General features: G+C 32.4%; 18 protein-coding genes. 4 read left to right on the top strand and 14 right to left on the bottom strand.

What is annotated here, in order from left to right; translation table 11 throughout:
- Positions 1-96: 96 nt before the first annotated feature.
- Entirely contained in the window at positions 97-606 is a 510-nt protein-coding gene (locus tag NRK67_03015) for a hypothetical protein (protein UUV16892.1), read from the bottom strand.
- Between the two features lie 118 nt (positions 607-724).
- Between NRK67_03015 and NRK67_03010 the strand changes: the two genes are divergently transcribed.
- The gene (locus NRK67_03010; protein UUV16891.1) at positions 725-1,537 is read left to right on the top strand and encodes a hypothetical protein; all 813 of its coding nucleotides are present in this window, start codon (positions 725-727) and stop codon (positions 1,535-1,537) included.
- Positions 1,538-1,555: 18 nt separating this feature from the next.
- Entirely contained in the window at positions 1,556-2,587 is a 1,032-nt protein-coding gene (locus NRK67_03005) for a low specificity L-threonine aldolase (protein ID UUV16890.1), read from the top strand.
- Positions 2,588-2,631: 44 nt separating this feature from the next.
- Here NRK67_03005 and NRK67_03000 read toward each other — a convergent pair whose 3' ends face one another.
- From NRK67_03000 to NRK67_02975, 6 genes are all read right to left on the bottom strand, one after another.
- Complete coding sequence (locus tag NRK67_03000; protein UUV16889.1) at positions 2,632-4,155, bottom strand: SulP family inorganic anion transporter; 1,524 nt, start codon at positions 4,153-4,155, stop codon at positions 2,632-2,634.
- Positions 4,156-4,304: 149 nt separating this feature from the next.
- Positions 4,305-5,033: a 1-acyl-sn-glycerol-3-phosphate acyltransferase gene (locus tag NRK67_02995; protein ID UUV16888.1), complete on the bottom strand. Its 729-nt coding sequence runs from the start codon at positions 5,031-5,033 to the stop codon at positions 4,305-4,307.
- A 78-nt stretch (positions 5,034-5,111) separates the two neighbouring features.
- Complete coding sequence (gene cls, locus NRK67_02990; protein UUV16887.1) at positions 5,112-6,551, bottom strand: cardiolipin synthase; 1,440 nt, start codon at positions 6,549-6,551, stop codon at positions 5,112-5,114.
- Positions 6,544-6,978 carry a DUF1499 domain-containing protein gene (locus NRK67_02985; protein UUV16886.1) on the bottom strand — a complete coding sequence of 145 codons (435 nt, stop codon included), beginning with the start codon at positions 6,976-6,978 and terminating at the stop codon, positions 6,544-6,546. The genes cls and NRK67_02985 overlap by 8 nt, the downstream gene beginning before the upstream one ends.
- Before the next feature lie 152 nt (positions 6,979-7,130).
- Positions 7,131-8,555 (bottom strand): aspartate ammonia-lyase, encoded by a 1,425-nt coding sequence (locus NRK67_02980; GenBank protein ID UUV16885.1) that lies wholly within the window; start codon positions 8,553-8,555, stop codon positions 7,131-7,133.
- 190 nt (positions 8,556-8,745) lie between these two features.
- On the bottom strand, positions 8,746-9,933 hold the full coding sequence (locus NRK67_02975; GenBank protein ID UUV16884.1) for an NADP-dependent malic enzyme: 1,188 nt from the start codon (positions 9,931-9,933) through the stop codon (positions 8,746-8,748).
- A gap of 543 nt (positions 9,934-10,476) precedes the next feature.
- Here NRK67_02975 and NRK67_02970 point away from each other — a divergent pair.
- Positions 10,477-11,340, top strand: coding sequence for a MurR/RpiR family transcriptional regulator (locus tag NRK67_02970; GenBank protein ID UUV16883.1), 864 nt, complete (start codon positions 10,477-10,479; stop codon positions 11,338-11,340).
- Between the two features lie 121 nt (positions 11,341-11,461).
- On the opposite strand, the gene NRK67_02965 is transcribed toward NRK67_02970, so the two are convergent.
- Both NRK67_02965 and NRK67_02960 read right to left on the bottom strand, forming a co-directional pair.
- A complete protein-coding gene (locus tag NRK67_02965) occupies positions 11,462-12,010 on the bottom strand; it encodes a Fe-S-containing hydro-lyase (protein ID UUV16882.1) in 549 nt (182 codons plus the stop codon).
- A 131-nt stretch (positions 12,011-12,141) separates the two neighbouring features.
- Entirely contained in the window at positions 12,142-12,984 is an 843-nt protein-coding gene (locus NRK67_02960) for a fumarate hydratase (GenBank protein UUV16881.1), read from the bottom strand.
- A 266-nt stretch (positions 12,985-13,250) separates the two neighbouring features.
- Between NRK67_02960 and NRK67_02955 the strand changes: the two genes are divergently transcribed.
- Entirely contained in the window at positions 13,251-15,371 is a 2,121-nt protein-coding gene (locus tag NRK67_02955; GenBank protein ID UUV16880.1) for an SIR2 family protein, read from the top strand.
- Positions 15,372-15,413: 42 nt separating this feature from the next.
- On the opposite strand, the gene NRK67_02950 is transcribed toward NRK67_02955, so the two are convergent.
- From NRK67_02950 to NRK67_02930, 5 genes are all read right to left on the bottom strand, one after another.
- Positions 15,414-15,725, bottom strand: coding sequence for a hypothetical protein (locus NRK67_02950; GenBank protein ID UUV16879.1), 312 nt, complete (start codon positions 15,723-15,725; stop codon positions 15,414-15,416).
- A gap of 11 nt (positions 15,726-15,736) precedes the next feature.
- Positions 15,737-17,197, bottom strand: a complete 1,461-nt coding sequence (locus tag NRK67_02945; GenBank protein UUV16878.1) for a nucleoside kinase — start codon at positions 17,195-17,197, stop codon at positions 15,737-15,739.
- 24 nt (positions 17,198-17,221) lie between these two features.
- A complete protein-coding gene (locus NRK67_02940; protein ID UUV16877.1) occupies positions 17,222-18,175 on the bottom strand; it encodes a YegS/Rv2252/BmrU family lipid kinase in 954 nt (317 codons plus the stop codon).
- Positions 18,176-18,385: 210 nt separating this feature from the next.
- Positions 18,386-18,913 (bottom strand): cob(I)yrinic acid a,c-diamide adenosyltransferase, encoded by a 528-nt coding sequence (locus tag NRK67_02935; protein ID UUV16876.1) that lies wholly within the window; start codon positions 18,911-18,913, stop codon positions 18,386-18,388.
- 185 nt (positions 18,914-19,098) lie between these two features.
- Positions 19,099-20,265 carry an FAD-dependent oxidoreductase gene (locus NRK67_02930; protein UUV16875.1) on the bottom strand — a complete coding sequence of 389 codons (1,167 nt, stop codon included), beginning with the start codon at positions 20,263-20,265 and terminating at the stop codon, positions 19,099-19,101.
- Between the last annotated feature and the right edge of the window lie 269 nt (positions 20,266-20,534).

Raw genomic sequence — 20,534 nt, 5'->3', positions numbered from 1 at the left:
ATACTTAATCTATCACTTTTTTATCACCCGAAAAATTATAAATTAATTCTAAAATCTTAGTGAAGCTCATCTGGGTACAACATCATGTTGCTTTTTTTATTCATCATCCTCATCTACCTCATAACTTATCCTGCTGGTAACACTCCCGTCTTTTCCGTAGGAAACAGCATCTCCAGTCATAACGTCATCTTTAAATCGGACTTCAAATTTAATAGCTGAATTTTCATAATATTCTGTCAGCATCCCGTTTAACCTTCCCTGGTTGTAATTCTCTACTATTTTTTTATTTCCGTTGGAATAATACTGATATTTTGTCCCATCTAACTTATTTTCAACAAAATTCATCTTCGATCTCAAATTACCATCTTCATAGTAAAATAAAAATTCTCCATCAAATTCCCCGTTTTTAAAAGTTCCAAAGGCTTTTTTATTTTTATTCTCATAATAAGACCTAGCCTCACCTGTATAGAGTTTTTCATTTTTATAGTAAAGACCGTCTTTCTCCTTTAGGTTGTTAAATTTTGTTTCTTTGATAAAAAAATCAAGGCTTGTACACCCTCCTAAAATTAATAATATCAGAATAATCATAGATTGTTTTAACTTCATATTCCACCTCCCTGCTTATTATACAGTTTTTAAAAAATTATTTCTAGAATAATTTAAAGTTGAATTTATTTTTTTTTTCTACTATACTTATAATAAAAGGAAAAATATGGAGGAGCCTATGAGTTTATTTGGAATTAAAGAAAAAGAGAAAATTGCTGAGTTAAATGTATTGATCGATAGCCTGCAAAAAGAAATAATAGAAAGTAAGACCAAAGAGGAGGAGTTAGTAAACCTCATCCAGGAAAAAGATAAAAAAATAGAGAAAATATCTAAATCTCCCCATGACAGACAATTTGAAAAGATCACCTTAGAGTTTGATAAGGTAAAAAAAGAAAATACAGATCTAAAAATTTTAAATGAAAATTTTAGGTTAGAAAATATGAAATTGATGGCTGAAAATCATGAAATCATTGAAAAAATAACAGAAATTGAAAAGATGGCAAATAGTTTAAGGGAAGAAAATCAGGTTTTAAAACAATCTAAAGAAACTGAAACAGTGATAGAAGAACCTCGATATAGAGTTTTAATTAAGGATCTCTATTCGGCAAGAAAACATGACGAATTTAAGAAGATCTGTGAAAATTCAGGATACATATATGTAAGTGAGTTAGAAAATTTAAATTTTGAAAAATTAATAGCAGACGGGATCTCTAAAACAAAAATAAACAATGCTGAAAATGAATATATCAAATTTAAAAATGGCGAATTTAATTCCGATATCGAGGAATACTTAGTTTACGGACATAAAGTATCCAAAGTATTTTTCAGATACAGAAGTTTTGTTTCCTACCTTACAGAAATAGGAATGAAGTTTATCTATCAATTAGAAAGCTTTAATTTTGAAGCTCTAAAAGAGGAAAACTTTACCCCTGCACAGATAGAAAAATTAAAAGAAAAACTAGCTGAATATAATGAATTAAGAAAAAAATAATTTTATTTGGGAGGAAATATGAAAAAAAGTTTTGCAAGTGACAACTACAGCGGAGTACATCCTAATATTATGAAAAGCTTAATCGATGCCAACAGTGGTCATCAATCTCCATATGGAGGAGATGAATACACCACAAAAGCCAAGCAAAAGTTCAATGAAGTATTTGGCCCGGTAGAAACCTTATTCGTATACAACGGAACTGCATCAAATGTTTTTGCTCTGGATATAATGAAGGAGATAGGCAGCGCTGTTATCTGTCCTGAAACTGCTCATATATTTACAGACGAGACCGGCTCTACAGCTAAAGTGACCGGGATGCAGATGTTAACCGTCCCTACTACAAACGGAAAATTAGACATAGAAAAAGCTAAAAAATACCTATTGTTTAAAGATACTTTTCATAGACCCAGCCCGTCTATCATCTCCATCAGCCAGGCCACAGAAAATGGAACTATCTATACTTTAGACGAGATCAGAGAGATTTCTGATTTTGCTAAAAAACATGGAATGTATCTTCACATGGATGGTGCCAGAATTTCCAATGCCGCAGTGGCTTTAGAATGTTCATTGGAGGAGATGACAAGGGGATGCGGAGTAGATATTCTTTCCTTTGGAGGCACTAAAAACGGTATTATGTTTGGCGAAGCTTTGGTTATCTTTAATGAAAAACTAAAAGACAAAGTAAAAGAATTTGAATACCTCAGAAAGCAAAATTTACAGCTTCATTCAAAGATGAGATATATCTCGGCTCAATACCTAACCCTTTTAGAGGGTAATCTTTGGCATGAAAATGCCAAAGCTGGAAATGAGATGGCAAAGTATCTAGAAACTGAACTCCTAAAAATTGATATTTCTATAACCAACGAGGTCAGAGGAAATACTGTTTTTGCAATTTTACCTGAAAAAATTATAGAACCATTACAGGAATTTTGTTATTTCTATGTCTGGGATCCCAATACTTCAGAGGTCAGATTCGTTATGTCCTTTGATATTCTAAAGGAAGACATAGACCTTTTCATAGAAAAAATAAAAGAATTAGTAAGTAAATAAATAAAAATAGGAGGGAAGTTCAGATGAACTTTCCTCCTATTTATTTATGCTAAGCTATCATCTGCAACATGATATTGAGGGTCTTCCAATACATTTACCTCTATGATTTCCTCTGCATTTTTTAATAATACTAAACAATCTGGACTGAGATGTTTTAGATGAATTTTTTTTCCTAACTCACTATATTTTTCTGTGATGGCATTTATTGCCTCAATGGCAGAATGATCACTTATATGAGAATTAGCAAAATCAATATATACTTCCTTTGGATCTTCCTTTGGAGTAAATATCTCCTTGAAACTTACTGCTGAACCAAAGAATAACGGCCCGTCTAATCTGTATACTTTTGCACCATCTTCTCTAACTTCAGTTCTGGCACCAATTTTTTTACCTTTTTCCCAGGCAAAAATTAATGCTGATATGATAACACCGATAATTACTGCAAGAGCCAGGTCATGTAAAACTGTAATAATTGCAACGATCAATATTATAACGATATCTTTTGTGGGAACTTTTTTTCTTAACTTTAAACTATCCCAGGCAAAAGTTTCTATAACTACCATGAACATTACTCCTACAAGGGCTGCTAGTGGAATAATTTCGATTATCTTAGAACCAAATAAAACAAATGATAAAAGTGATAACGCTGTGGCAATCCCTGAAAGTCTCCCTCTACCATTACTGGTAATATTAACAATTGACTGACCGATCATAGCACAACCACCGGTACCACCCATAAATCCATTGAGGAGATTTCCTATTCCCTGTCCAATACATTCACGGTTCCCCTGTCCTCTGGTATCTGTAAGGTCATCAACCAGTGAAAGTGTCAACAGTGATTCAATAAGTCCAACCAATGCAGCTGTTACTGCAAACGGAACTATGATCTCTAGAGTTTCAAGGTTGATTGGCAGGTTAGGAATATGAAATTGCGGTAACCCGCCAGATATTCCACCTTTAGCAAATTCTTTAACATTAGGCATATGAATTCCTATTTTATTTAACCACATAGCTAAACCAGTTGTTACTACTATTCCTACAAGAGATGCCGGTATAGCTTTTGTAAATTTTGGTAAAAAATGAACTATTGCCATAGTTAACAATACTAAAGCTACCATTACATATAGCTGTGCCCCTTGCATCAATTTCCCATCAACTTTGAATTGATTTAATTGAGCTAAGAAGATCACGATAGCTAAACCATTTACAAACCCTAAAATTACCGGATGGGGAATCATACGTGCAAATTTCCCTAATTTAAATACACCTGTCAGTATTTGTATTAAACCCATCAATACCACTGTGGCAAATAGATATTCTACCCCATGTCTGGCAACTAAAGCTACAAAAACTACCGCCACACTTCCGGCTGCTCCAGAGATCATCCCAGGACGTCCCCCAAATATTGAAGCACAAAGACCGATGATAACCGATGCATGAAGACCTATTAATGGGTCGATTCCGGCTACAAAGGCAAAAGCTATAACTTCTGGAACTAAAGCTAAAGCTACTGTAATACCTGCAAGAACTTCATTCTTGAGGTTTATATTACGAATTATTGATATCATTTTTCCTCCCTATTTTTTAAAAACATATAATTTTATATACAAACAATATTGTATCATCTTCTTTAAAGTTTTACAACTTTTCTTAGATAAATCTTAGGAATTTAAATTTTATAAAATAAAATAGGGTAGATAAATCTACCCTATCCCTATTATCTATTGTAGTTATTTACGATTATTTCCTTAACTACATTATGAATATTCTTTAAACCTTCCTTATCATAATCTTTGGTATCCACTACCTTCCCAATGATCAACTTTACACTTTTATTTTTAAACATCTTAACACTCTTTTTATTTTGAATGTCATAGGTACCCTTTAATGTGATTGGTATAATTTTTGCCTTAGAATCAATGGCAACCTTAAATCCACCATTTTTAAACTCTCCTATCTCTCCAGTATCAGATCTGGTTCCTTCTGGAAAAACCAGCATAGGGTAACCATCTTTGATAAATTTCACAGATTTTCTTATAGCTTTTATCCCTTCTCTGGGATTTTTTCTATCTATAAATATAGAGTTAGTAATCGGTATCCAGGTTTTAAAAAACATCCAGGTTTCCATCTCTTTTTTAGCCATAAATCCAGGTACAAAAGGAAAATATCCTTGAATAGCAGGAATATCTATATTACTTTGATGGTTGGATATTAAAACCATAGGTTCATCCATAGAAAGGCTCTTAAACTCCTCCTCATCTTCATAGATGACTTCTACGTTAGAATTAGTTCTCTCAATAATTCCCCTTCCAAATCCTCTAAATAGATCTCTAGCATAAAAAACACGATCTTTTTCAACATCTATTTTTTTCACCTTAGACAGTTTAAATATGTTCAGTTTTAAAAAGTATAAAAATCCAAATAATGTTACTCTTAATAATGTCATTGCCTTCCTCCTATCTTTTAAATTACACCTGTCATTTTAACACCTTAAGTCAGTAAAGTCAACGAATATAAGTTTTTTTTACATTATTGGCGAAAGAAGTTTTGAAACCGATTCTTTAAACCGGATTACGAAATTTCTATTTTTATATTTTTTAGAAGTAATCAGGGTAGAGCTCTCGATATCCTCTAAAAAAGCCTCCTTCAATTGAAGTGCTATCTCAGGATCATAGATAAAAACATTTATCTCAAAATTCAATAAAAAACTCCTGATATCCATATTAGTAGATCCGATAGTACAAATTTCATCATCAACTATCACAACTTTGGAGTGTAAAAATCCATTGTCATAGGTGTAGCACTTAGCTCCTAACTTAACCAGATCTCCAATATAGGAGAGGGTTGCCCAGTAGACAAAAATATGGTCAGGTTTAGAGGGAATCATAATATTTACTTCTATCCCACCCATAACAGCAATTTTTAAGGCATTTAAGATAGCCTCATCGGGGATAAAATACGGTGTCTGTATATAGATATTTTTTTTTGCCCCTGTAATCATCTTAAAGATACCATTTTTTATAAATGGCTCTTCATAGTCCGGACCGCTGCTGACTATCTGTAGATCACTATGGCCACTGCTTTTTTCAAAGTGGAGGTAATCATCTATGGAATAATTTAATTTCTTCTTCCTTCTCTTAAAAAATGATTTTTGTTCCCTCATAAAATCCAGGTTTATTAAAAATTCTTTTTCTAATCCTAAAACCCCAGATCCCTTTATCCGGAGGTGGGTATCCCTCCAATAACCAATTTTTTTATTTTCCCCTAAATATTCATCACCTATATTCATACCACCTAAAAAACCGCACTTCCCATCAACCAAAACTATTTTTTTATGAGTTCTATAGTTAGCTCTCAGACCAAATCGGGAAAATAACGGAGGAAAAAAGTTAAGTACCTCCCCCCCTGCATCCTGAAGTCTTTGAAAAAAACTATTGGATACGTGAATACAACCCATACCATCATAGATCAGCTTTACCTCTACTCCTTTTTCAGCTTTGTTTATCAGCAGATCCATAATTTCATTACCTATATCATCATTTTCAAAGATATAGTATTCCATATGAATATATCTTTCAGCAGAACTGATCGATTCTTTGAGATCCTTAAAGAGGTTCTCCCCATGATTATATAATTTAATATCATTTTTGGTTCTTAAATAGGCATGATTCTTTACATTAAATAACTGAATCAGGTTGTTCTGCGGGTGGGAGCTTGTATCACTCACTATGTCCTGTTTAAATTTCTTCTTATCAAATGAAAATTTTTTATAATATTTACGGGTAAACCTTCTTTTTCTTAGACTTAATCCAAAAAAAAGATAGAGAATAAAACCAAATATATGAGTTAAGCTAAGGATAAGAATCCATATTATAGTACTTGTATTTTTTTTTTTTTCAAAGAATATAATGATGATAATAAAGATAATATTTAATATATAAACCCCTGTCAAAATACTATTCATAGAATCGCACTCTTATTTTTTCCATTCTTTTTCTGTTTACCCCAAAATCACTATATCCAGTTCTAGCTAAAGATCTGATATGGATAATATTTTTGCCCTCAGGAAAGTAAAATTCCACATCATCTACAAATTTAAAAAATGATGATCTTACCTCTACATGGATATATTCATCACTTTTTTCTACAATAGTGGTATTTTTTAATCCCTTTAAAATTACAGTGATCTTTTCTACAGCAAGGTCTCTTGTAATATTATTATAAACAATAGGCTCTATGTAGTGGGAGTCCTCCTTAGGGGCCATAGAGGACACACAGTTTGGAGTGGTTGGACACGGGTAAAATTTTCCTTCTGTTATTCCTATTTCTTTTTTTGTAGCAGAAGTACATCCTACAAGTAATAGCAGTGATATTGTCAATATATATTTCATAATCTTCCTCCTTATATCCTACATACATTTTTTAATCCTTATTTTAAATAGATCTTTTCTCAGTCTAAGTATACCCAAATTTAGCCTGAGATTCAATTAATTTAATATAAAAAGGAGCCAGAAAATTCCAGCTCCCAATAATTAAATTTAAACTATTTATTCTTTTTTTTCAATAATTCTTTTCCAGAGATTCCAGGATTAGTCATATTATATACATCTAATATAACGTCTAATTCCTCATTAGTTAATAATCCTTTTTCTACTGTAAGTTCTCTTACTGTTCTACCTGTTTTTAATGACTCTTTAGCAACCTCAGATGCATTTTTATACCCTACATGAGGATTAATAGCAGTGATGATTCCAATTGAACTTTGAACCATCTCTTCAGTTCTATCTGCATTAGGAGTGATTCCCTTGATACAGTTGTAGTTCAATGTTTGAGCACCATTTTTTAAGATTTGAATAGATTGGAATAAGTTAAAGAACAACACTGGTTCAAATACATTTAATTCCAATTGTCCTGCTTCTGCAGCCTTAGTTATTGTAAGATCATTTCCAAATATTTGGAATGAAACTTGACTCATTACTTCGGGAATAACTGGATTTACTTTTCCTGGCATGATAGATGATCCTGGTTGTCTCATAGGTAAGTTGATTTCAAAGAATCCAGCTCTAGGTCCAGATGCCATCAATCTAAGGTCATTTGACATCTTAGATAAGTTTACAGCACACACTTTTAATGCCGATGATAACCATACAAAACCATCTAAGTTTCTAGTCCCATCTACAAGGTCTGTACTCTGCTTAAAGTCCATCCCCGTTACTTCACCTAATTTAGCAGCGATATCTTTTACATATGTAGTATCTGCATTTAATCCAGTTCCTACTGCTGTAGCTCCCATATTAACAAAGTAAAAATCTTCTAACGTTTCTTTTATTCTTTTTATGTCTCTTCTTATCGGTCTGGCATAAGCTTTGAATTCTTGTCCCAATCTAATAGGGATGGCGTCTTGAAGATGAGTTCTTCCCATCTTGATAACATGATCAAATTCAGCACCTTTTTCATATAAAGATTCTTTTAAAGCTTCTAATTCACTTAATAATGATTCACATAATTGAATTACAGTTAATTTTCCACTTGTAGGAATTACATCATTTGTTGATTGCCCGTAATTAGCATGATCATTAGGAGTAACAAATTCATATTTTCCTAATTTTCCACCCATAAGTTCATTGGCTCTATTAGCAATAACTTCATTGATATTCATATTCATAGAAGTTCCTGCTCCACCTTGAATTACATCTGTAATAAATTGATCATGGAATTTACCATCTATGATCTCTTCACTAGCTTGAATCATCGCTTCAGCAACATCTTTCTCTATTACTCCAGCTTCTAAGTTCATAAGTGATGTAGCTTTCTTTACCATTGCCATTGATTTTATAAATGTAGATGATAATTTATATCCTGTGATACCAAAGTTATTTCTCCCTCTGAGTGATTGGATTCCATAATATGCATTTGCAGGGACTTCCATTGTTCCCAATGAGTCTCCTTCAGTCCTAAATTTAATCATTTTAATTCCCCTTTTAATATTTAATATTTTAAATTAAACTTACATAATTAAATTATGTCTCTCTCCTAAATCAAACAGGAAAATATATAAGTTTTATTTTAATTATTGATGTTTTATAATAATTAAATTTTTTTAAACACTAAATTTTTCTTTAAATCTTTATCTGAAAATAGTGCTAAAATTTAAATTATTATTTTCTAACTAAGTTGTTCTCTATAGCGATCTTTTTAACAGTTTCAGCTACTACTGATGCTACTCTTTCATCAAATGGACTAGGAATAATGTAATCTGCTCTTAATTCCTCTTCCTTTAATACGTTAGCAATACCGTAGGCAGCTGCTATCTTCATCTCATCGTTAATTACTGTAGCTCCAGCTTCTAATGCCCCTTTGAACAATCCTGGGAATGCCAATACATTGTTTACTTGGTTAGGGTAATCCGATCTTCCTGTTCCTACTACTGCTGCTCCAGCTTCTAATGCATCTTCAGGCATGATCTCAGGTGTAGGGTTTGCCATAGCTAAGATAATAGGATCTGCATTCATTGTTCTAACCATATCTTTAGTTACCATTCCTGCTGCAGATACTCCTACAAATACATCTGTTCCCTTAATCATCCCGGCAACTGTATCTTCCTCTAAATTTTCTGGTGTATCAATGATATTTTGATCCAATAGTTCCTTTACTAAGAATCTATATTTGTCATATTTATCCTGCATTACAACACCCTTTGAGTTATAAGCATATAATGATTTAACTCCTAATCCCTTAAGCATTCTGGCGATAGATGATCCCGCAGAACCAGTTCCTATCATAGAAACTTTTAGGTCAGAGATATTCTTTCCTAATAATTTAGCTGAGTTTATTACTGCTGCTGTAGTAACTATTGCTGTACCATGCTGATCATCATGGAATACAGGAATATCTAGCTCTTCGATTAATCTTCTTTCAATTTCAACACATTTAGGTGCTGCTATATCCTCTAAGTTTATTCCACCAAAAGTAGGTGCTAATAACTTACAAGTTTTGATGATTTCTTCAGTATCTGTAGTATCTAAACAGATAGGAAATGCATCTACTCCTCCGAATTCTTTGAATAAAATTGCTTTTCCTTCCATTACAGGCAGTGCTGCTTCAGGACCGATATCTCCTAATCCTAATACTGCTGTACCGTCAGTGATTACTGCAACCATATTTCCTTTAGATGTATACTTATAAACATCACTTTTATTTTCTGCTATCTTCTTACAAGGTTCTGCTACACCTGGTGAATAAGCTAAACTTAAATCATCTCCATTTTTAACACTTACCTTTGAAATAACTTCAATCTTACCCTTGTTTTCGATGTGCAATTTTAACGATTCTTCATATACTGACATAGTTATACTCCTCCGTTTTTCTTATTTTAATGACTCTTATCCTTAGTTTATCTCTATAAATGGTTTTTTACTAGCTTTTTTTAATTTATTTATTATTTTTTTAATTTTATAAATTAATTTTCCAACCATGCTCTTCCCAGCCATCTTATAGAAAACTTTCAAATTATTTTATATTGCTTTCCCAATATTTTTGATAATCATTGAAATAAAATTCGACTTAATTCTAAACTATTTTACTTTTTTTATTTAATTTAATGACAGTTAAAAAAATATGTACAATTTCGGTTTTTCTAACTAAATGTATATTACAAAAAGTCATAAAAAATGTCAACATATTTTTGAATAAAATTATTCATTTTTTTTATTTTGAAGAATAAAATTCTTATTTCGATCAAAATTAATAATAAAATACAGAATAGAACTCCACTTTTTTCTTTAGAATTCTTGACAAATTAGGGGAAAAATTATATCCTAAATCAAATATAAAAAAATAAGTTTTTTTAAGGGAACAGGCTATTTTAAAGGTAATTAGAAGGAGGAGACATGAAAAAAAATAAGTTTAATTTAGAAGATAAAATTCAAAATATGGTATCAAATCTTCCACCAAAACAGAGGAAGCTGGCAGGGTATATTTTGAAGAATCTGAAGCCATGTGCCTTCATGACTTCTACAGCTCTAGGTATAGCCGCAGGAGTAAGTGAATCCACAGTAATAAGGTTTGCTTCATATATGGGATATAAAGGGTACCCTGATTTTCAACAGGAGCTGAGAGAATCTCTGAAAAATGAATTGTCTGCCTTGGATAAGTTTTCCATAGAAAAAGTTGAAGATACTTCTACTGTCTACCAGGACATCTTTGAATCAGAAGTAGGAATAATCAACAGGACACTAAAGGAGTTATCTTCTGAAACTTTTAATAATGCAGTGGAAGCCCTTTATGATAAAGAAAGTATACTCACAGTAGGATTTAAGGGGTCATATTGCCTTTCTAGCTATGCAGGATATAACCTCAGTAAGATTCATGCTAAGGTGCAGATTATAGATGAATGGAATGAGAGGTGGTTTAATTATTTAAACGATCTCAGTGACAATACTGCAGCTATACTCTTTGGATTCCCAAGGTATCCCCAGAATGTAGTGACAATAGCAGAAACTTTAAAAAAAAGGAAAGTATCGCTCATAGTTGTCACAGACAGCGTCGTATCGCCTCTAGCAGAATATGCAGATTTTTTATTTATTATCCCTGTAAAAAAGGCCTTCTTTGTAGATCATCTTTCTGCAGTGATGTGTCTTATCAACGCTCTAATCTTTTCCCTTTCTTATAAAGATAAAGACAAGACGGAAAAGTACCTTAAAAGGTTTGAAAAGTTTGCAAATGAAAATAATTTCTTTGTTAAAAGTGATTAAAAAAACATTTAAAATAAAAAATCCCTCCTAATTACCCTAATATAATATACTAGAGTAATTAAGTGAGGGATTAGATAAGAAAAATCATTTATACTACTAAAGATTCTATAATTCTTCTAAATTAATCTTCACGATTAAATTCTTTTTGACCCATCTCATAAAGATCATTTCCATAGATGTCATTTATAACGATAGCAGGAAAATCTACTACTTCCATCTTTCTGATAGCTTCTGCTCCTAAATCATCATATGCAATAACTTCAGCTTTTTGAATAGACTTTGCTATAAGAGCTGCTGCTCCACCTACTGCTGCGAAATATACAGCTTTATGTTTTTTTATATATCCCTTTACTTCATCACTTCTAGCACCCTTTCCAATCATTCCTTTTAATCCAACTTCGATTAATCTTGGTGCATATGGATCCATTCTATAAGAAGTTGTCGGTCCTGCACTTCCAATTGCATTTCCCGGCTTAGCAGGAGTTGGTCCTACATAATAAATTATTTGTCCTTTTGGATCAAATGGTAATTCCTTTCCCTCGTCTAATAATTTAACTAATCTTGCATGAGCTGCATCCCTTGCTGTATATATAGTTCCAGAGATCAGCACTGTATCTCCTGTTTTTAATTTTTCTACATCACTATCTTTTAATGGTGTTGTTAATTTCATTCTAAACCTCCATATATTAAATTCTAAAATTCTTTTATGTTGAGTATTATAAATTAATTTAAAATATTCAACATAAATTTTATTTTTTATTCGTAGTTTAATTTATCAATTCCAATAATTTTAAGACACTCTTATAAGATTATTTCTTTATGTCTAGCAGCATGACAGTTTAAGTTAATAGCAACTGGTAATGACGCAATATGACAAGGATAAGTTTCTACCTTTACTGATAGTGCTGTATTTCTTCCACCTAACCCCATAGGTCCTACTCCTGTTTTATTTACTAACTCCAATAATTCATCTTCTAATTTAGCATTTATAGGATTAGAACTGCTGTCATTTACATCTCTCATTAAAGATTCTTTAGCTAATAATGCAGCTTTTTCAAAAGAACCTCCGATTCCTACACCTACAATGATTGGAGGACATGGATTCCCACCAGCTTTTTTAATTGTTTCTACAACAAATTCCTTAATTCCTTCAATACCGTCAGCTGGCTTTAACATTCTTATAGCACTCATGTTTTCACTTCCGCCACCCTTTGGAGCTACGATAATTTTCACTTTATCGCTTCCAGGTACTAACTTAGTATGGATGATTCCAGGTGTATTATCCTTTGTATTTACTCTGTCCAATGGATCTTTTACAACTGATTTTCTCAAGAATCCTTTTTCATAACCTCTTCTGATCCCTTCGTTTACAGCTTCATAGATATCTCCATCCATATAAACCTCTGTACCAATCTCTAAAAATACTACTACTATTCCAGTATCCTGACACATAGGCACTTCATTTTCCTGAGCAATTTCATGATTAGTTACTATTTGCTTTAATATATTTTTCCCTACAGGAGAATCTTCAGTTTCAGCAATTTTTTTTAAATTATTTAAAACATCTGAACCCAGGTAAAAATTTGCTTCCATACACATTTTCTCTACAGCATTCGTCACTTTATTTAAATCTAAATTTTTCATACAACCACCTCTTAAATTATTTAGCACGATATCAATTTAATCTTCCCAATATCACTTTTTTAACATTTTTAATCATCATCAAACAATTTTCACTTTAATACTACACTATTTAACTTTTTTTTTCAATGAACTTAACAACACTTTAAAAATATATATACATCTTAACAAAAGTAATAAATTATATATATGCTTTTATTAAATTTCATTGTGAATAGAGGAAAAATAAAGTATAATAAATCGAACATATTTATGCAGGAGGGAATGATTTGGAAATTTTTAAAAATGTAAATTATAACAATTATGCACTTTGGATGGGCGATAATATAAATAAAAAATTAAATATTCCTACAAAAAACGAGTTAGCCTTAACGATCTATAAGGAACTCAGCGAGGATACAAAAGAAAAGGTAGAAAACAGGGAGAGATTGACCGAAGTTTCCCAGGTATTTTTAGACAGTGCTACTGGAAATATGATGAATTTAATCTCACTTCTCAGCAGCGAATTAGAATTAGAAGGGAAATCAAATCCCTATTCCTATCTTTCAGAGATCGGTGCTATAGACACTATAATCACCCACGACCATTCTGAAATTTTAGAATCTATATGGAAAGAAGGAGAGATCCATAATGTCTTTTGCGAAAAAGAGATCACAAGATCCAATGTTAATTTATTTAAGATCTTAGGAGATTATAATCATACAGAAAGGATTATATTAACCTCTCAAAATATGAGAAAGGTTAAAAAATTGAAGTTATACAATCATTTTTGGGAAAAGTTAAACAAAGAATTAGAAAATAAAAATTTGATCTTACTGGGAGTTAACCTGGATGAAGATACCAAAGATATTCTTAGCTTGGTATTTTCTAAAACAGATTTATCCAATACAGCTAGATATTTTGTAACTTCTAACCCTATCTCTTTGGAAGATGAATCATGGTTAATTTCAAATGAATTCGAATTTATCTACGAAGATGATTTAAATTTTGTAAAAAAAATGGCTTTATATTTTAATAATGAAAGCATCGACCCCATTAAAAAAAAGGTTGAAGCAGTTGAAGAATGTGAATTAAATTCTACAATTTCAGAGGAAGTTACAGCAATAGATGAAAAAGCAGATAATCTAGAGATCCATGAGATCCCTACAGAAACAGAAAAAGAAAAAGCTGTAGTTGAGGAACCTTGCGAGACTGTAGAAAATAATTTAGAAGTTGAAACTATAGATATCGAATCAACTGAACTAAAGGAAGAAGTCATAGTAACAGACGAAAAAACAGATAACCTGGAGATCCATGAGGTTCCTACAGAAAAGGAAGAAACAATAACTGAGGACACCTTTGAGACTGTAGAAGAAAATGTAAAGATTAAAACAATAGAGAATGGATCAACAGAAGTTCAAGACGAGTTCACGATAGAAGAAAACACTCTTGAAGATGTAGAAGTTAAAACAGCAGAGAACGAATCGATAGAAGAGGAATATATCGTAGAAAACTTAGAAATCCCCCTATACCTGGATGGGAACACACTAAAAGGGGAGATAATTGAAACAGAAGTTAGAAATAGACAAAGAAGATTAGTTGAGTTTAGGGAAAAAAGATATCCATCTTACAAGGTTGATGATTTTTCAGAGATCGTTCACTATAAAGCTTTGGATATAAAGATTCCTTTTGAATCTGCTGAATTTCCTCAGGTAAAATTAGAGAAAAAAATATTTGCCGGAAAGGTGGATATAAGGTGTAATGACCAGACAATCTATGGAGTTGCAATTAAATCTCATATGTCAGGTAAACATCAAGTTGTAGATTTTAAAAATCATGATTTCACTTTGAGACTTCTATTAGAAAATGATAGTGTCATGAAGTTCGCCTACAAAATTTCTGAAAATACAGTCAATATAAAGGGAAGAAATATTTATATATTCTTTAAAAATTTATTCAGCGGATTTGAACTAAATTTTAAAAATAAAAAAATCAGTGGAAATTTCAAGATTATTTCAAATGAATATGTAGAAAAATTAGATATAATTTTAGACACAATAGATAAATACCTCTCTATAAAGAAGCAGATAAAAACCAGAGACATTAATTTAAAGGAACTTCTAAAAAATACTAGAAGTTTACAGGTTTTATTTAGTTATTATAATAATACTCCTAAGCTAACATCTGGAAATATTACCATCAGAACCAATTTTTCAGGAGATATAAGTAAGACAGAAAAACTTGTATTAAGTTACCCTATCAGTATCAACTTTTTAGGGTTCACAAGATCCTTTATAGAATCAACAGAGATTATCGTAGACAGTTCAAACATAACTCATACAGAAGATCAATTGGAAATTCAAGCTTTCAATGCTGTTCAAAACACAACATATAAAGAGATTATACAATAAAAACAGAGGGTAATGATCATTTGATCATTACCCTCTTATAACTTATTCTTTTATTATCTCTATGGACTGAACTTCTAAATATTCAGGCCCTGAATCTACAGGATACCCATCCTTTAAAATTCCTCTTACCTCTACTTTTTCCCCCTCATACTCATCTAAATCAATTTTTTGACCACTTAGAGCAGTCAAGGGTTTCCCTGTATCATCTGATAAAACATGGGTACCATACATCCAAGTAGACATCTGGACAGCAGTTAAAACACCATCTCTCTTTACCCCTTCATCTTTAATTCTATTTGAGGTGCAGCCTCCTAATACCATTAAACATACACCTATTAAAATTAGTTTTTTCATAAAACCTCCATCTAATATTTATAAAAATAACTGCCACCTATAAATTCCTTTAATATGGAATTATCCGGAACCAATTCCTTATCTATCTCCCTGAAGTAACTCAAGAATTTTATGAGTCTTATAGCTTCCTCATAGTGCTGACTAGATGAGTCTATCTTCTTCAGTTCCTTTATTGCATACCTTTTTAACACTCCCAATTCATAGATTAAATTGGAGTTGAATATAGCATCTGCTTCCTCCTGGTATGGAAAAATATTTTTCCCCTCTCCCTTTCGTATAGAGTCCCACATATCCAAAGTACCATTGGCAGAAGTTCCACGAGATAGTGAATCCCTCACAATTCTCCTTAATTTCCTAACTTCACTGGTTGGGATCCTATTATGATCATCAATATTTAATGCAGTCAGACAGCTGATATATATTTTAAATTTATGTTTTTTTTCAATATGACTAGTCAACTTTTCATTCAGCCCATGAATTCCCTCAATCAAAAGAAGTCCATTTTCAGAAAGCTGAGTCTTGACTCCCTTGGTTTCCCTCTGGCCAGTATGAAAATTATATATGGGAATTTCTACTTCCTTTCCTGCAGTTAACTTAACCAAATGCTCATTCAATAAATTTAAGTCCAAACCATCTATAGATTCAAAATCTTTTTCCCCATTTTCATCTAAAGGGATATATTTTCTTCCTCTATAGTAGTTATCCAAGGATACCACTACTGGTTTTACTCCATTTGCCCTTAACTGAATAGCCAGCCTTTTGGTAAATGTAGTTTTCCCCGATGAAGAGGGTCCCGCTACCGTAACCAGTTTAATATCCTTACAGTTAGTTATCTCATCTGCTATATAAGCTAATTTTTTTTCATGCAATGCCTCGTTGACCCTGATTAACTCCCCGATATCATCCTCTTGGCTTACTTTATTTAGTGCTCCTACATCTGGAATACCCAAGATTTCACCCCATCTTTCGCTCTCACAAAATATCTTTGCTAATTTAGGGTGATCTACAGTTTTAGGAAGAGTGTATACTCCCTCTTTCACAGGAGCCTTTAAAATTATTCCATTATTATCCTCATATTTTAAAATATCAAATAAATTGATATAACCAGTACTGGGAAATAACCCGTTATGGAAAAAGTCATAAAATCCATCCATCTCATATAAACTTATATCATGATCAGGAGAGTATTCAACCAGTCTTGCTATATCTTCCCTACGATCAAAACATGAATTTTTAACAAATTTACAGCTTTTCATATCCTGTCTCTTTACAGGAATATCTGAATGTATTATCTCACTCATCCTCTCTTTGATCAACTGGACTTCCTCTTCTGTGATACTATTTTCCCTTATGATTTCTCCTAAAACCCCATTATTTAGTGAATGAAGTATCTTTACCTGGGAATTTGGAAACAGGTCATTTGTAGCTTTAATAAATATAAATTTTAATGTTGAAAAATATTTTAGGTTCATAGTTACCCCCTCCTCTAGTATAAATTACTTTGTTTTCTTAGGTAAGCTCGATCTCAGATTTTCTAAAAATTTATCTATGTGTTTAGGTTCGGCCTTCCTATATCCTAGGATATTTAAACTATGTTCTTTGCAGCTTATATGCAGTGGAAACTCTGGTCCTTTTTCTCCATCTATATCGGTACGGATCTCCTCAGCACAATCTATCCTGATATTATTAGTCCTAAAATAAGTTATCCCGTCATCGCTGTCTTCCAAGTGATTTCTAATTAAAAAATTTAAAAATGATTTAGCTGTATGTACTAGATCTGCTTTTACTATTATCACGTCTAACATCCCGTCATCTAACTCCGCTTTATATGCAATATTAATATTCCCGGCTGTTTTCCCGTTAAAAATAAATACTAAAAAAGCATCTCCTACATAAAAATATTCCTCTCCCTCTACAAATACCTTTAATTTCTTAAATTTTGGAAGTTCTTTGATTCCATTGATATAATAAGCCAGTTTCCCCATGGTATTTTTTAGGTTTGTAGGAGTATTTTGAGATACTTCCGTAAACAATCCAAAACTCAATACATTTATAAAAAACTTTCCATTGACGTATCCCAGATCAATCTTTTTTGATTTAGAATTTATTATCTGTTCACAGGCTTCCTTTAGAGTAGCTGGTATTCCTATACACTTAGCAAAATCATTGGCTGTCCCTGTGGGCAGGATACCAACCGGTAGATCTATTTTCTCTTTTTTCATCATATTGATACTATCACTGACAGATCCATCTCCGCCGGCCAGGAGAAGATGATCCCAGCTGCCATCATTCAAATCTGTAAAAGCATCTTCTAAAGAAGCCTCATAGGAGATTCTAAAGGGTATCAGCTGATATCCATGTTTTTGATATACTCCTATTATCGTATCTATCTCATTTATTATTTTATTATTCCCTGAAAAGGGGTTATATATTAACTTTACTTTTTTCACTTTATCACCTCTGTCCTTATGTTTACAAGCTTTCTCTTCTATAATTCTATTATACTACAAAAGATGAAAAAAAATAATAAGAATGGCTCAATTCTCCCTCTGAAAATTCCCATAAAAGAGTGGATAATGGTGTAAAGCTTTAAAATAATTATGTATTATAGCGTAACTTTAATTTTATAAGGTCAATCTTTCTTATACCTTCTTAGTTGATTACTTCCATTCCTCTAACTTTAACTTCCCTTCAGCTTTTTCTTCTATCCTTGCCAAAAGGTATATAAGATCAGAAAGTCTGTTTACATATTTTTTCACTTCCTCACTTATTTCTGCCTCATCTCCCAAGGATAATACTCTTCTTTCAGCTCTCCTTGCTACAGTTCTTGCTATATCCAGTTTAGCAGACTGCAACGTCATTCCCGGCACTATAAAACCTTTAAATTCAAACTCTTTTTCCAGCTCATGCACCATATCTGTGATATGATCCACATGATGCTTTTCAATCGGTTTACTGAACTCACCTACAGTAGCCAGACTTCCCCCGACCCTGAATAGATCATGCTGTATATCCTCTATTATCTCTTTTACCCTCTCTAGTTTTACATAATGCTTTGCTTCTCCAAGATGTGAATTCAGCTCATCTATTGTTCCATAGGCTTCTACCCTGGCATTATTCTTGGCTATTCTCTCTCCGCTCCAAAGAGATGTTTTTCCCTTATCTCCACCTTTAGTACTTATAGACATAAAACTCATTCCCCCTTTAGTATATTTTTTATCTCAATAAGTTTATACCGCACTTAGATAAATATCCTGTTATGAAAGGGTTTCTCTTGTCTGTAAAATCAATTTAAAAATAAAAAAGCTGCTCTATAAAGCAGCTTTTTTCTGTTCCAGTTTATGAATTTATTCTAAAATTTATATTATTAAAGCTATTCATACAATCCGTCCAGAGCTTCAGGTCCCTCTTTTGCCCTTATAAAGTGGCCTGCCATCATGGACGTTTTTATATCACCAATAAGAATAGCTCCCACTATTTTATTCTCCCTTACAAAGAATTTTCTATATATACCGTTTTTATTATATTTGTAGATAACTGCTCCATTCTCGTCTATCTTCCCTCCTGAAAACAGTGATATCCCTGTAACTTTAAGACGTACCTCAGGCAAGGTAGGGTTATAGCTGCGAATTTTAATACCAGTCATATTCCCCCCGGCTACTTCTCCCTGTTCCTTAGAAGGTGCCCAAAGTCCATAAAGAGTTCCCTTATATTCAGCAGCATCTCCGGCAGCAAAAATACCCTTTACATTAGTTTCCATATGTTCGTCCACGATAATTCCTCTATTAAAATCAATCCCTGCACTTTCACACAACTCCAGCCTTGGGATAATTCCTGCTGAAAGAACAATGCATCCTGTGTCAAAAATAGTCCCATCTTCAAACTCTATTCCCCTTACACTTTTATCACCTAAAACTCTTTTGACGGTCTTTCCTAATATAAATTTTATCTTCTTCTCCTCTAATGTCTTTTGTAATATTTCAGACCCTTCCCTGTCTAACTGTCTATGGAGCAGCCTGTCAGCTGATTCTATTACGGTAACATGTTTACCTGAGTTTACCAAAGAATTAGCAGCTTCTATTCCTAAAATCCCTCCTCCTAATACCACAACACGATCACATATCTCTATATGCCGTATTATCTCATCTGAATCACTAGCTCCACGAAATTTAAGAATCCCCTTCTTATCCATCCCTTCTATATTCGGGTAACGAGGTCTTGCTCCTGTAGCTAAGAGAAGTCTGTCATAGGTCATTACACTTCCATCTGAAAATTCTACTTTTTTATTTTCACTATCTATCCTGACAGCTTCCTTATTTAAAGTCACCTCTATCTCCTTATCATCGTAAAAAGCTTCTCCGTAAGCTATCAACTTTTCTATAGGAGTTTTTTTTGCAAGATATTCAATCAGCCTTATCCTGTAATAAAACGGCATAGGTGACTTAGTCACAACAGATATTTTCCCTGTTTCGTCATGTTCTCTGACAGAAATTGCAGCAGATATTCCTGCAATTCCATTTCCTAATATAAGATATTTCATAAATTCCCCCTTTTTTATTTTCATTTGATTATAGAATACAAATTTTATTAAAATTTTCCTTCTATAATCCCTTCAACCAACTATTTTATTCATGATCAAAGCTTCCAAATTTTCCTATGTTTTTAAAAAAATTCAGCTTGTAACCCTCTAAAATTTGACTTTTGAAGTATTGTGACGTATATACATTATAGCGAACACTTAACCTCGGTTTAAAGTTCTAGATAAAATTAAAAATTAAAATATTTTTAAATAAGAGATGAAATAAATAT

Source organism: Fusobacteria bacterium ZRK30 (assembly GCA_024628785.1).
Taxonomy (GTDB): domain Bacteria; phylum Fusobacteriota; class Fusobacteriia; order Fusobacteriales; family Fusobacteriaceae; genus Psychrilyobacter.
Note: the sequence above shows the minus strand (reverse complement) of the source record. Positions and strands in the feature narration are given on the sequence as shown.